We start from the raw sequence: 13,395 nt of genomic DNA, 5'->3' as shown, positions 1-13,395 counted from the left end.
CGACCTGCACGAATGGCGTAACGACTTCTCGACTGTCTCAACCATAGGCCCGGTGAAATTGCACTACGAGTAAAGATGCTCGTTTCGCGCAGAAGGACGGAAAGACCCCGGGACCTTTACTACAGTTTGATATTGGTGTTCGGTTCGGCTTGTGTAGGATAGGTGGGAGACTTTGAAGCGGCCACGCCAGTGGTTGTGGAGTCGCCGTTGAAATACCACTCTGGTCGTGCTGGATGTCTAACCTCGGTCCGTGATCCGGATCAGGGACAGTGTCTGATGGGTAGTTTAACTGGGGCGGTTGCCTCCCAAAGGGTAACGGAGGCGCCCAAAGGTTCCCTCAGCCTGGTTGGCAATCAGGTGTTGAGTGTAAGTGCACAAGGGAGCTTGACTGTGAGACCGACGGGTCGAGCAGGGACGAAAGTCGGGACTAGTGATCCGGCGGTGGCTTGTGGAAGCGCCGTCGCTCAACGGATAAAAGGTACCCCGGGGATAACAGGCTGATCTTCCCCAAGAGTCCATATCGACGGGATGGTTTGGCACCTCGATGTCGGCTCGTCGCATCCTGGGGCTGGAGTCGGTCCCAAGGGTTGGGCTGTTCGCCCATTAAAGCGGTACGCGAGCTGGGTTTAGAACGTCGTGAGACAGTTCGGTCCCTATCCTCTGTGCGCGCAGGAATATTGAGAAGGGCTGTCCCTAGTACGAGAGGACCGGGACGGACGAACCTCTGGTGTGCCAGTTGTTCTGCCAAGGGCATGGCTGGTTGGCTACGTTCGGGAGGGATAACCGCTGAAAGCATCTAAGCGGGAAGCCTGCTTCGAGATGAGTATTCCCACCTCCTTGAGAGGGTAAGGCTCCCAGTAGACGACTGGGTTGATAGGCCGGATGTGGAAGCCCAGTAATGGGTGGAGCTGACCGGTACTAATAGGCCGAGGGCTTGTCCTCAGCTGCTCGCGTCCACTGTGTTAGTTCTGAAGCAACGAACGGTTGCTGGTTTCTAGAGCTAGAACATAACTACAGAGTGTGCTTGTTCGCTCGAAACCGATAGGGTTTCGGTGGTCATAGCGTTAGGGAAACGCCCGGTTACATTCCGAACCCGGAAGCTAAGCCTTTCAGCGCCGATGGTACTGCAGGGGGGACCCTGTGGGAGAGTAGGACACCGCCGAACAATCTTTCAGGACCCCTGGTCCCAGCGTTCAGCTGGGACCAGGGGTCCTTTTGTTTTTTCAGACCTTTTTGACGAAGCGCGGCCGCGTGCCGGCTGCGCGAGAATGACAGCAGTACCAGCAGACAGGAGTCACTCGATGTCCACCAACTCTCCCGACGACCGTCCGGAACGCGAGCCGCGTCGTAGGGACGGTGGCGAGCGGGGCGGCTTCCGTGGCCCGCGTCGTGATGACAACCGCGGTGGTGGATACCGCCGTGACGACAACCGCCGTGACGACAACCGTGGTGGTGACAGCCGCGGTGGCGGGTTCCGCCGTGACGACCGCGGTGGTGACAGCCGCGGTGGCGGGTTCCGCCGTGATGACAACCGTGGTGGTGGCGCCGGCGGTGGCGGTTACCGCCGTGACGACAACCGTGGCGGTGGCGCCGGCGGTGGCGGTTACCGCGGGCGGGACGACCGCCGCGACGACCGCCCCTCCTCCTTCCGCCGGAACGACGATCGCGATCGCGGTGGCTTCCGCCGTGACGACCGCGGCGGGGACAACCGCGGTGGTGGCTTCCGTCGTGACGACCGCCGTGACGACAACCGCCGTGACGACAACCGCGGTGGCGGTTTCCGCCGTGACGACCGTCCGGCGTTCCGTCGCGACGAGCGGCGTGACGACCGGCCCTCCTTCCGTCGTGATGAGCGGCGTGACGACCGGCCCTCGTACCGTCGCGACGACGACCGCGACCGCGGTGGCTTCCGCCGTGACGACCGGCGTGACGACAACCGTGGCGGTGGCTTCCGTCGCGATGACCGGCGTGACGACCGTCGGGACGACCGGCGCGACGACCGTCCGTCGTTCCGCCGTGACGAGCGGCGTGACGACCGTCGGGATGACCGACGTGACGACAACCGTGGCGGTGGCTTCCGCCGTGACGAGCGCCGCGATGACCGTCCGTCCTTCCGTCGTGATGAGCGGCGTGACGACCGCCCCTCGTACCGTCGCGACGACGACCGCGACCGCGGGGGCTTCCGGCGCGATGACCGCCGTGACGACCGCCGTGACGACCGCCGGGACGACCGACGTGACGACCGGCCCCGTGGGCCCCGTCGGGACGACAGCCGGGGTGGCGGCTTCCGCCGCGACGACCGCGGCGGGTACCGAGGCCGTGACGACCGGGGCGGCTACGGCCGTCGGGACGATCGCGACCGTGACCGGGACCGCGGTGACCGCCAGCCGATCAAGCGCCTGCCGATCCCGGACGACGTCACCGGTGAGGAGATCGACCCGGACGTGCGGCAGGAGCTGATGAGCCTGCCCAAGGGGCTCGCCGAGGATGTCTCCCGCAACCTCGTCATGGTCGCGAAGCTGATCGACGAGGACCCGGAGCAGGCGTACGCGTACTCGCGTATCGCGCTCCGGCTCGCGTCCCGTGTCGCCGCCGTGCGCGAGGCCGCCGGCTTCGCCGCGTACGCGACGCAGAAGTACTCCGAGGCGCTGGCCGAGTTCCGGGCCGCCCGGCGGATGACCGGCAGCACCGAGTTGTGGCCCGTCATGGCGGACTGCGAGCGGGGCCTGGGCCGGCCCGAGCGGGCGCTGGCGATGGCCGGCGAGCCCGAGGTGCAGAAGCTGGACAAGGCCGGGCAGGTGGAGATGCGGCTCGTCGCCGCCGGCGCCCGCCGGGACATGGGGCAGCTCGACGCCGCCATCGTGACCCTGCAGAGCCCCGAACTCGCGTCCAGCGCGGTGCACCCGTGGACCGCGCGTCTCCGGTACGCCTACGCCGACGCCCTGCTGGCGGCGGAGCGCGAGGCCGAGGCCCGCGAGTGGTTCGCCAAGGCGCTGGAGGCGGACAAGGACGGGTCCACGGACGCGTCCGACCGGCTCGCTGAGCTGGACGGCGTCGAGTTCGTCGAGGTCGAGGAGATCGACGACGCCGACGCGAACGAGCAGGACGAGGCGGCCGCCGAGACCGGTGAGGCCGACCGTGGCGGGGAGGGCGACGAGGACGTCGTCGTCGACGCCGCCGCGGACGACACCGACGTCGCCGACGAGGTCGCCCCGGAGTCGGACGACAAGCGCTGACGTCCCTGGCGACCTAGTGACCTAGCGACGGAGCGACAGATACGAGAGAGGGCGTCACCCCGGCCGGGGTGACGCCCTCTCTCGTATGTGCCTGGCCTCAGTCCAGGGCCAGGCTCCGCAGCACCAGGCCCGTCGCCGGCTTCGGGCCGAAGGAGGTCGACTTGCGGGGCATCGTGACGCCCTGGCGGGCGAGGTCGCGGACGACCTCCTCGCGTACGGGATGCATCAGCACCGCCGTGCCGCCGCGGCGTTCGGCCTGCTCGACCGCGGCCTCCGTGTCGTGGATGTACGCGATGTGCTCGGGCGCGTCCGGGATGTGCCACAGGTGGTCCAGCATCGTGGCGTGCAGGACCGTCGCGTCCAGCGTGCGCCAGGCCTCGGGCCGGTCCGTGCGGACCGTCTCCGCGAGCAGGGCGGGGTCGGGGCGGTCGACGAGGTGGAAGCCGCCGTCGCCGGCCAGCAGGAAGGCGTTGCCGTCGGCGACCGCGGCGGCGAGCGTCTCCATGGCGGCCGGCAGCGGGCCGTCGACCCGGCGGATGCGGAAGCGGCCCTCCAGGGCGGCGAGCGCGTCGGCGACCGGGAGGCGGCTGAGCAGGCGGTGGATGGCGCGGACCCGGAGCGGGTGGCGGGCGGTGTCGACGAGGAGGACGAGCCCGTAGTTCCAGGGGCTGGGGGAGTCGTGCTCGTGCTGCAGCCGCAGATAGGTGGCCCAGCGGTGGTGGCCGTCGGCGATGAGGGCCTGGTGCTGCGCGAGTTCGGCGGCGACGGCGGCCAGTTCGGTGGGGTCGGTGACCGCCCACAGGCGGTGGTGGACGCCGTCCTCGGTGGTGGTGGAGAGCAACGGCTCGCGCTGCGCGGTCCGTTCGATGACGCGCGTAGCCCCGTCGCCCTCGCCGACGTACGTCAGGAGCAGCGGCTCCAGGTTGGCGGCCGTGGTGCGCATGAGCGCGGCGCGGTCCTCGACGACGTGCGGCATGACGTCCTCGTGGGGGAGCACGATGCCGCGGTCCGGCGCGGACAGTTCGAGCGCGCCGATGATGCCGCGCTGGAGGAGGTCGCCGCTCCGCTGCTCGTACACGTACAGGGCGGGTTCCGGGTCCGGGGCGAGGACGCCGTCGGCGAGCCAGCGGTCGAGGGTGACGGCGGCCTTGCGGTGGCGGGTGCCGGCGGTCATGGCCTGCGGCAGGATCAGGCGGACGATGTTGTGGGGGTCGGCGGACTCGAGGTGGTGCAGCCCGTCGGGGCGTACGACGACGTCGTACGGGGGCGAGGTCACGGCGGCGAGGCTGCCGACCCGTTCAGGTACGTAGCGGAGGCCCCGGAACGGGAGCAGGCGCAGACCGTCGGCGCGGACGTCATCGGCCGCGGGACCTGTTGTGTTCATCTCGACATCGTATGTGGACGGGCGTCGTAAGTGGATCGGGGGCATGAGCGATGATCGGAGGAGCGGGGAGCGTCGACTTCGTCAGGAGCGCAGGAGCATGGAACAGCAGGGCGGCGGCAGGCAGCGGCCGGACGGGAGCGCGGAGGCGCTTCTCGCGGCGTACGACACGGCGCTGCTGGATCTGGACGGCGTGGTGTACGCGGGCGGGGAGGCGATTCCGTACGCGGTGCCGGCGCTGGGGGCGGCGCGGGAGGGCGGGATGCACCTGGCGTACGTCACCAACAACGCGCTGCGGACGCCGGAGGCGGTCGCGCGGCACCTGACGGAGCTGGGTGTGCCGGCGGAGGCGGCCGACGTGGTCACGTCGGCGCAGGCGGTGGCGCGGCTGATCGCGGCGGAAGTCCCGTCCGGGGCGCCGGTGTTGGTGATCGGCGGCGAGGGGCTGCGGGTGGCGCTGCGGGAGCGGGGCCTGGTGCCGGTGGACTCGGCGGACACCGAGGGCCTGGCGGCGGTGGTGCAGGGGTACGGGGGGCCGGAGCTGCCGTGGGGGCGGTTCGCGGAGGCGTGTTACGCGATCGAGCGCGGGGTGCCGTGGTTCGCGTCCAACACGGATCTGACGATTCCGGGGGCGCGGGGGGTCGGGCCGGGGAACGGGGCGGCGGTGGAGGTCGTCCGGATCGCGACGGGGGCGGAGCCGCGGGTGGCGGGCAAGCCGTTGCCCCCGATGCACCGGGAGACGGTGCTGCGGACGGGCGCGAGGCGGCCGCTGGTGGTGGGGGACCGGCTGGACACGGACATCGAGGGCGCGTTCAACGGGGGCGTGGACTCGTTGCTGGTGCTGACCGGGGTGACGGATGCGGCGCAGCTGCTCGCCGCGGTGCCGGAACACCGGCCGACGTACGTGGACGCGGACCTGCGGGCGCTGCTGCGGGGCCAGCCGGAGGTCGTGCCGACGGCGGACGGCTTCGCCTGTGGCGGCTGGACGGCGTCGGTACGGGATGCCGCGCTGGAGCTGACGGGCGAGGGTGACCCGCTGGACGGGCTGCGGGCGTTGTGCGGGGCGGCGTGGACGGCTGCGGGGGCCGGGGCGTGCGGGCTGCCGGCGGGGAAGGCGCTGGGGCGACTGGGGTGGTGAGCGTCGCGCCCCTGGGCGGGCGGTGAGTTTCCCCCACCCCACCCCACCCCTCCCCGAAACCCTGACGGCACCGGGGGCTCCGCCCTTACCGTCCCCTCCGCTCCCGCCCGTTCCCTCCGCTCCCGACCCCTGGGGCCGGGGATTGGTTCGCGGTCCGGAGGGCAGGGGGTCCCGGAGGGGACCCTTTCCGCGGGGAGGCGAGATTGCGAGGGTAGGCTAACCTAACCTCGTGTTGGTCGACAGTCCCTCTCGCGCGAGCGCGGAGCCGGCTGCCGTTGGCCAGGAATCGACGCGTCGTCATGGGGTACGGGCGGTCGGGCTGGTCGTGGCGGTCGGGGTCCTGCTGCTGGTCTGTGTCCTGAGCATCATGGTCGGCGCCAAACCGGTGCCGCTCGGCGATGTCTGGCACGGGCTGTTCCAGAACGCCGGCGTCGGCAACGACGTCATCGTCCACGACGTGCGCGTGCCCCGCACCCTCCTCGGGCTGCTCGTCGGCGTCGCGCTGGGCCTGTCCGGCGCCGTCATGCAGGGGCTGACGCGCAATCCGCTCGCCGAGCCCGGACTGCTCGGCGTCAACGCCGGCGCCGCCGCGGCCGTCGTGACCGCGATCGCGTTCCTCGGGGTCTCGGACGTCTCCGACTTCGTCTGGTTCGCGTTCGTCGGCGCGGCCGTCGTCTCCGTCCTCGTGTACGTGCTCGGCGGCAGCCGCAGCTCCACCCCCGTCCGCCTGGCGCTCGCCGGCACCGCCGCGACCGCCGCCCTGTACGGGTACGTCAACGCCGTCCAGCTGCTCAACTCCGCCGCGCTCGACCAGCTCCGCTTCTGGACCGTCGGCTCGCTCGCCTCCGCCGACATGGCCACCGTCCGCCGGGTCGCGCCGTTCATCCTCGTCGGCGTCGTCCTCGCGCTGCTGATCGCGCGGCCGCTCAACGCCATGGAGCTGGGCGACGACACCGCCCGCGCGCTCGGCGCGAACCTCAACCGCACCCGCGTCCTCGCGATGCTCGCCGTCACCCTCATGTGCGGCGCCGCGACCGCCGCCTGCGGTCCGATCGTGTTCCTCGGGCTGATGGTCCCGTACATGGTCCGGGCGATCACCGGCCCGGACATGCGGTGGATCCTGCCGTACGCCGCCGTCCTCGCGCCCGTGCTGCTGCTCGGCTCCGACGTCCTGGGCCGTGTCGTGGCCCGCCCCTCCGAGCTGCAGGTCGGCATCGTCACGGCACTCGTCGGCGGACCCGTCTTCATCCACCTCGTCCGCCGCAAGAGGATGGCCCAGCTGTGACCACCAAGTCCCCCACGAGGGCGCTGCGGACCGCGGGCGGCTTCTCGGTACGGTACGAACCCCGCTCCGTCGTCGCCGTCCTCGCGCTGCTCGTCCTCGCGCTCGCCGGCGCGGTCGTCCTCGTCGGCAGCGGCGACTTCCCGATCGCCCCCGGCGACGTCGTCGCCACGCTGCTCGGCGACGGCACGCCCGTGCAGGAGTTCGCGGTCATGGACCTGCGGCTGCCCCGCGTCCTCGTCGCCGTCTTCGTCGGTGCCGCGCTCGGCATCGGCGGCGCCGTCTTCCAGTCCGTCTCCCGCAACCCGCTCGGCAGCCCCGACGTCATCGGCTTCGGCCAGGGCGCCACCGTCGGCGCGCTCACCGTCATCGTGCTCTTCCAGGGCGGCGCCCTCGCCGCCGCCGGCGGCGCGATCGTCGGCGGACTGGTCACCGGTACGGCGATCTACCTGCTCGCCTGGAAGCGCGGCGTGCACGGCTACCGGCTCGTCCTCGTCGGCATCGGCGCCGCCGCCATGCTGACCGCCGTCATCCACTACCTCATCACCAAGGCCAACCTCGTCGACGCCACCCGCGCCACCGTGTGGATGACCGGCTCGCTCGACGGGCGCGACTGGACCCAGTTCTGGCCGCTCCTCGCCGTCTGCTGCGTCCTGCTCCCCGTCGTCCTCGGCCACGGCCGCGCGCTGCGGATGCTGGAGATGGGCGACGACGCCGCGTACGCGCTCGGCGTCAAGGTCGAGCGGACCCGGACGGTGCTCATGACCTCCGCCGTCCTGCTGGTCTCCGTGGCCACCGCCGCGGCCGGCCCCATCGTCTTCGTCTCGTTGAGCGCCCCCCAGCTGGCCCGCCGGCTCACCCGCTCCCCGGGACCCAACCTCGCGGCCTCCGCCCTCATGGGCGCGGCGCTGCTGCTGGCCGCCGACTGGGCGGCCACCCAGGCGTTCGACGACCGCCAGCTGCCCGTCGGCGTCGTCACCGGTGTGCTCGGCGGCTGCTATCTGCTGTGGCTGCTCGTCACCGAGCGGAAGGCCGGACGGATATGACCCACGAGAACGACGATCACAGGAGTACCGGCATGGACTCTTCGCGGCAGCGGCTCGGCGCCGACTCCGTCACCCTCGCCTACGAGCAGCGGGTCATCGCCCGCGACCTGTCCGTCGAGATCCCCGACAACTCCTTCACGGTCATCGTCGGCCCCAACGCCTGCGGCAAGTCGACGCTGCTCCGCGCCCTGTCGCGGATGCTGAAGCCCACGGCGGGGCGGGTGCTGCTCGACGGGCAGTCCATCCACGCGCTGCCCGCGAAGAAGGTCGCGCGGACGCTCGGCCTGCTGCCGCAGTCGTCGATCGCGCCGGACGGCATCACCGTCGCCGACCTCGTCGCCCGCGGCCGCTACCCGCACCAGGGCCTGCTGCGCCAGTGGTCGCCGGAGGACGAGCGGATCGTCAAGGAGTCGATGGCGGCCACCGGTGTCGCCGAACTCGCGGACCGGTTCGTCGACGAGCTGTCCGGCGGTCAGCGGCAGCGGGTGTGGATCGCGATGGCGCTCGCCCAGCAGACCCCGCTGCTGCTGCTCGACGAGCCGACGACGTACCTCGACATCCAGCACCAGATCGACGTCCTGGACCTGTGCGCCGAGCTGCACGAGAACCAGGGCCGCACGCTCGTCGCCGTCCTGCACGACCTGAACCACGCGGCCCGGTACGCCACCCACCTGATCGCCGTCCGCGGCGGCGAGGTCGTCGCGGAGGGCCCGCCGTCCGAGGTGGTCACGGCCGAGCTGGTCGAGCGGGTCTTCGGGCTGCGCTGCCAGGTCATCGACGACCCGGAGACCGGCACGCCGCTGGTGGTGCCGGCCGGGCGCAAGGCCCGCGCGAGGGCGGCGGAGCCGGCGCTACAGAAGTGACCGCAGCCGCAGCAGATCGCGGAAGCCGGCCTCCAGCCGGACCCGGCCGGAGGCCCAGGCCTTCGCGAAGTTCAGCTCGCCGTCGACCATCGCGACCAGGTCGTCGCCGGTCATCGCCAGCCGGATCTGCGCCTTGCCGGGCGGCGGTCCCGCCACCGTCAGCACGTCCTCGATCCGGCCGTCCGCGAGACGGCCGGTGAAGGTGGTCCCGAGGTCGGTGAGGTGGCAGCTGAGCGTGCGGTCGAGCGCCGTCGCGCCGCGCACGTCACCGTTCGCGCGGGCGAGATTGTCCGAAAGTCTGTCGAGTGCGCTGCGGCACTCCTCGATCGTGGCCATCGCGACCGACCGTACCTCAGGGCTTCGCGATAGCGTCGGGGCATGAGTGACGTGCTGCGGGACGGCGTGGGTGAGGGTGACGGCGTGGGTGAACGGATGCCTGCCGTGGCACGTACGGAGGGGCATGACGACGTACGCGACACGGACGCCGCCGGCGCCGCGGGTCCCGGCGCCTCGCCCGAGCCCGCCGCGGAGGCCGCAGGGTCCGCCTCCGAGGTCCCCGAGCCCGCCGCGGAGGCCACAGAGCCCGTCGGGCCCGCTCCTCTCGGCGTCGAGCGCACCCCGACCGACCAAGCCGCCGTGGACACGCTTCTGGCCCGGCTGGGGGACGCGGACCACCTCCCGGCCGACGGCCACCTGGAGGTGTACGAGGATGTACACCGGGGCCTGCGGGACGAGCTGACCTCGCTCGACGCCGCCGCACGCCCGGGACCGACACCTACGTACGACCACAGGAGCTGAACCGAACGTGGCAGGAGTGGCACGCCGTCGACTGGACGCGGAGCTGGTGCGCCGGAAGCTCGCCCGCTCGCGCGAGCACGCCGCCCAGCTGATCGCCGCAGGGCGGGTGACCGTCGGCAAGACCGTCGCCACCAAGTCCGCCACGCAGGTCGAGACGGCCGCGGCGATCGTCGTCCAGCAGGACGACAGCGACCCGGACTACGTGTCGCGCGGCGGCCACAAGCTGGCCGGGGCGTTCGCGGCGTTCGTACCGCAGGGGCTGCGGGTCGAGGGGCGGCGGGCGCTGGACGCCGGCGCGTCGACGGGCGGCTTCACGGACGTGCTGCTGCGGGCCGGCGCGGCGCACGTGGTCGCCGTCGACGTCGGGTACGGGCAGCTGGCGTGGTCGCTGCAGAGCGACGAGCGCGTCACCGTGAAGGACCGTACGAACGTACGCGAGTTGACGGTGGAGGCGATCGACGGGACGCCGGTGGACCTGGTGGTCGGCGACCTGTCGTTCATCCCGCTGGGGCTCGTGCTGCCCGCGCTGGTCGCCTGCACGGCGCCGGACGCGGACCTCGTGCTGATGGTGAAGCCGCAGTTCGAGGTGGGCAAGGAACGGCTGGGCAGCGGCGGGGTGGTGCGCAGCGCCGAACTCCGCGCGGACGCGGTGAAGAACGTCGCCCGGCAGGCGGCGGAGCTGGGCCTCGGCGTGCTGGGGGTGACGGCCAGCCCGCTTCCCGGGCCGTCCGGCAACGTCGAGTACTTTCTGTGGCTGCGGGCCGGGGCGCCCGCGCTGGATCCGGCGGATGTGGATCGCGCCGTGGCGGAGGGACCTCGTTGACATCATCGACGACAGCAACACCGCGTACCGTCTTCCTGCTCGCCCACACCGGCCGTCCGGCCGCGGTGCGCAGCGCCGAACTGGTGGTGCTCGGGCTGCTGCGCAGCGGCCTGCGGGTACGGGTCCTGGAGGCGGAGGCCGCGGACCTGCCGCTGCCGCCGTCACCGGCGGTGGAGCAGGTGCCGGAGGGCTGCGAGGACGCGCTCGACGGGTGTGAGCTGCTGATCGTGCTCGGCGGCGACGGCACATTGTTGCGGGGGGCGGAGTTCTCCCGGGCGTCCGGGGTGCCGATGCTCGGGGTGAACCTGGGGCGGGTCGGCTTCCTCGCGGAGGCCGAGCGGGACGACCTGGACAAGGTCGTGGACCGGGTGGTGGGCCGGTCGTACGAGGTCGAGGAGCGGATGACCCTCGACGTCGTCGTGCACGACAACGGCGATGTGCTGCACACGGATTGGGCGCTGAACGAGGCGGCCGTGCAGAAGGTGTCGCCGGAGCGGATGCTGGAGGTCGTGCTCGCGATCGACGGGCGCCCGGTGACGGGGTTCGGCTGCGACGGCGTGATCTGCGCGACACCGACGGGCTCGACGGCGTACGCGTTCTCGGCGGGCGGTCCGGTGATGTGGCCGGAGGTCGAGGCGCTGCTGATGGTGCCGATCGGGGCGCACGCGCTGTTCGCGAAGCCGCTGGTGACGACGCCGGACTCGGTGCTGACGGTCGAGGTCGAGCCGCACACGCCGCACGGGGTGCTGTGGTGCGACGGGCGGCGCACGGTCGAGCTGCCGGCGGGCGCGCGGGTCGAGGTCCGCAAGGGTAAGGTCCCGGTCCGCCTGGCCCGCCTCCACCACGCCTCCTTCACGGACCGCCTGGTCGCGAAGTTCGCACTGCCGGTGTCGGGCTGGCGGGGCGCGAGGCACTAGTCCGTGGGGGCCGACCCACCCGTTGTGGGCACCCGGAGGGTGAGTTCCCGTGGGGGCCGTCGCATCTTGGGGCGCCGACCTCGTATGGTCTTCTCCGTGTTGGAGGAGATGCGGATACGGTCGCTCGGGGTCATCGACGACGCCGTCGTCGAGCTGTCGCCCGGGTTCACCGCGGTGACGGGCGAGACCGGCGCCGGCAAGACCATGGTCGTGACGAGCCTCGGGCTGCTGCTCGGCGGACGGGCCGACCCTGCCCTCGTACGGATCGGGGCCGGGTCCGCGGTCGTCGAGGGCCGGATCACCGTGCCCCCCGGCGCGCCCGCGGCCGCGCGGGCCGAGGAGGCGGGCGCCGAGCTCGACGACGGCGTGCTGCTCGTCAGCCGGACCGTCTCCGCAGAGGGCCGCTCCCGCGCGCACCTCGGCGGGCGTTCCGTGCCCGTCGGGCTGCTCGCCGAGCTCGCCGACGAGCTCGTCGCCGTGCACGGCCAGACCGACCAGCAGGGCCTGCTCAAGCCCGCCCGGCAGCGCGGCGCCCTCGACCGGTACGCGGGCGACGCCGTCGCCCGGCCGCTCGCCGCCTACGGTGAGGCGTACCGGCGGCTGCGCGCCGTCGCCGCCGAGCTGGACGAGCTGACCACCCGGGCCCGCGAGCGGGCCCAGGAGGCCGACCTGCTGCGCTTCGGGCTCGCCGAGATCGAGGCCGTGGAGCCCCGGGCCGGCGAGGACACCGAGCTCGCCGCCGAGGCCGAGCGGCTCGGTCACGCCGAGGCCCTGGCCTCCGCCGCCGCGCTCGCGCACACCGCGCTGGCCGGCAACCCGGAGGACCCCGAGGCCGTCGACGCGACGACCCTCGTCGCCGGGGCGGGACGCGCGCTGGAGGCCGTACGGTCCCACGATCCGGCGCTCGCCGCGCTGGCCGACCGGATCGGCGAGATCTCCATCCTGCTCGCCGACGTGTCCGGCGAACTCGCCGGCTACGCCGACAACCTCGACGCCGACCCGCGCCGGCTCGCCGCCGTCGAGGAGCGCCGCGCCGCGCTCACCCAGCTCACCCGGAAGTACGGCGCGGACGTCGCCGCCGTGCTCGCCTGGGCGCAGGAGAGCGAGGGCAGGCTCACCGAGCTGGACGGCGACGACGACCGGATCGGCGAGCTGACCGCCGAGCGGGACACGCTGCGGGCCGAGCTGTCCGGGCTCGCCCAGGCGCTCACCGACGCGCGTACGGAGGCGGCGGCGCGGTTCGCCGATGCCGTCACCGCGGAGCTCGCCTCGCTCGCGATGCCGCATGCCCGGGTGTCGTTCGACATCCGCCAGGTCGAGGCGGCGGACGGCGTCGAGGTCGGCGGGCGGGTCGTCGCGTACGGCCCGGCCGGTGCGGACGAGGTCGAGCTGCTGCTCGCCCCGCATCCGGGCGCGCCGCCGCGGCCGATCGCGAAGGGCGCGTCGGGCGGTGAGCTGTCGCGCGTGATGCTCGCGGTCGAGGTCGTCTTCGCGGGGACGGACCCCGTGCCGACGTACCTCTTCGACGAGGTCGACGCGGGCGTCGGCGGCAAGGCGGCGGTGGAGATCGGCCGGCGGCTCGCCAAGCTCGCCCGGTCGGCGCAGGTCGTCGTGGTCACCCACCTTCCGCAGGTCGCCGCCTTCGCCGACCGGCAGCTGCTGGTCGAGAAGACGAACGACGGCTCGGTGACCCGGTCCGGTGTGACGGTCCTGGAGGGCGAGGACCGGGTCCGCGAGCTGTCGCGGATGCTGGCCGGCCAGGAGGACTCGGAGACCGCGCGGGCGCACGCGGAGGAACTGCTGGCGACGGCGCGCGCGGAGGGCTGACGCGGGGCGCGGGCGGAGGCGGCGCCGGACGGGGCACCGCCGCTCGCGCGCGGGCGTGGTGTGCGTTCCGGCAGTGCATCCGCG

The 13,395-nt window shown here is 72.5% G+C and carries 12 protein-coding genes and 2 rRNA genes (1 of these 14 only partly in view); 12 read left to right on the top strand and 2 right to left on the bottom strand.

The features are described 5' to 3' along the window. The 4 genes from ABZO31_RS06580 to ABZO31_RS06565 all read left to right on the top strand — a co-directional run. A 23S ribosomal RNA gene (locus ABZO31_RS06580) occupies positions 1 to 942 on the top strand; it begins 2,175 nt to the left of the window's first position. A gap of 106 nt (positions 943 to 1,048) precedes the next feature. Continuing rightward, a 5S ribosomal RNA gene (rrf, locus tag ABZO31_RS06575) occupies positions 1,049 to 1,165 on the top strand. A 212-nt stretch (positions 1,166 to 1,377) separates the two neighbouring features. After that, on the top strand, positions 1,378 to 2,460 hold the full coding sequence (locus ABZO31_RS06570; protein WP_406860073.1) for a hypothetical protein: 1,083 nt from the start codon (positions 1,378 to 1,380) through the stop codon (positions 2,458 to 2,460). Continuing rightward, positions 2,445 to 3,236 carry a hypothetical protein gene (locus ABZO31_RS06565; RefSeq protein ID WP_406860071.1) on the top strand — a complete coding sequence of 264 codons (792 nt, stop codon included), beginning with the start codon at positions 2,445 to 2,447 and terminating at the stop codon, positions 3,234 to 3,236. The genes ABZO31_RS06570 and ABZO31_RS06565 overlap by 16 nt, the downstream gene beginning before the upstream one ends. Positions 3,237 to 3,333: 97 nt before the next feature. Here the strand turns inward: ABZO31_RS06565 and ABZO31_RS06560 are convergent, their stop codons facing one another. Then, entirely contained in the window at positions 3,334 to 4,620 is a 1,287-nt protein-coding gene (locus tag ABZO31_RS06560) for a DUF1015 family protein (RefSeq protein WP_406860070.1), read from the bottom strand. Between the two features lie 97 nt (positions 4,621 to 4,717). Here ABZO31_RS06560 and ABZO31_RS06555 point away from each other — a divergent pair, with 97 nt between their 5' ends. The 4 genes from ABZO31_RS06555 to ABZO31_RS06540 all read left to right on the top strand — a co-directional run bounded on the left by ABZO31_RS06555 (position 4,718) and on the right by ABZO31_RS06540 (position 8,946). Beyond that, entirely contained in the window at positions 4,718 to 5,755 is a 1,038-nt protein-coding gene (locus tag ABZO31_RS06555) for an HAD hydrolase-like protein (RefSeq protein WP_406860069.1), read from the top strand. Positions 5,756 to 5,987: 232 nt separating this feature from the next. Then, positions 5,988 to 7,040, top strand: coding sequence for a FecCD family ABC transporter permease (locus ABZO31_RS06550; RefSeq protein WP_406865273.1), 1,053 nt, complete (start codon positions 5,988 to 5,990; stop codon positions 7,038 to 7,040). After that, complete coding sequence (locus ABZO31_RS06545; protein ID WP_406860068.1) at positions 7,037 to 8,083, top strand: FecCD family ABC transporter permease; 1,047 nt, start codon at positions 7,037 to 7,039, stop codon at positions 8,081 to 8,083. The genes ABZO31_RS06550 and ABZO31_RS06545 overlap by 4 nt, the downstream gene beginning before the upstream one ends. A 32-nt stretch (positions 8,084 to 8,115) precedes the next feature. After that, positions 8,116 to 8,946 carry an ABC transporter ATP-binding protein gene (locus ABZO31_RS06540; RefSeq protein ID WP_406860066.1) on the top strand — a complete coding sequence of 277 codons (831 nt, stop codon included), beginning with the start codon at positions 8,116 to 8,118 and terminating at the stop codon, positions 8,944 to 8,946. Here the strand turns inward: ABZO31_RS06540 and ABZO31_RS06535 are convergent. Further along, entirely contained in the window at positions 8,935 to 9,282 is a 348-nt protein-coding gene (locus ABZO31_RS06535) for an SCP2 sterol-binding domain-containing protein (protein ID WP_406860065.1), read from the bottom strand. The two genes, ABZO31_RS06540 and ABZO31_RS06535, sit on opposite strands and share 12 nt — an antisense overlap. 96 nt (positions 9,283 to 9,378) lie before the next feature. Between ABZO31_RS06535 and ABZO31_RS06530 the strand changes: the two genes are divergently transcribed. The 4 genes from ABZO31_RS06530 (at position 9,379) to recN (ending at position 13,311) form a co-directional block, all read left to right on the top strand. After that, positions 9,379 to 9,744, top strand: coding sequence for a hypothetical protein (locus ABZO31_RS06530; RefSeq protein WP_406865272.1), 366 nt, complete (start codon positions 9,379 to 9,381; stop codon positions 9,742 to 9,744). A gap of 7 nt (positions 9,745 to 9,751) precedes the next feature. Then, a complete protein-coding gene (locus ABZO31_RS06525; protein WP_406860064.1) occupies positions 9,752 to 10,567 on the top strand; it encodes a TlyA family RNA methyltransferase in 816 nt (271 codons plus the stop codon). Continuing rightward, the gene (locus ABZO31_RS06520; RefSeq protein ID WP_406860063.1) at positions 10,564 to 11,484 is read left to right on the top strand and encodes an NAD kinase; all 921 of its coding nucleotides are present in this window, start codon (positions 10,564 to 10,566) and stop codon (positions 11,482 to 11,484) included. The genes ABZO31_RS06525 and ABZO31_RS06520 overlap by 4 nt, the downstream gene beginning before the upstream one ends. A gap of 84 nt (positions 11,485 to 11,568) precedes the next feature. After that, positions 11,569 to 13,311, top strand: coding sequence for a DNA repair protein RecN (recN, locus tag ABZO31_RS06515; protein WP_406860062.1), 1,743 nt, complete (start codon positions 11,569 to 11,571; stop codon positions 13,309 to 13,311). Positions 13,312 to 13,395: the final 84 nt, after the last annotated feature.

The organism is Streptomyces solicamelliae (assembly GCF_045348655.1).
Classification (GTDB): Bacteria; Actinomycetota; Actinomycetes; order Streptomycetales; family Streptomycetaceae; genus Streptomyces; species Streptomyces solicamelliae.
This window is presented reverse-complemented; position numbering and strand designations above follow the sequence as displayed.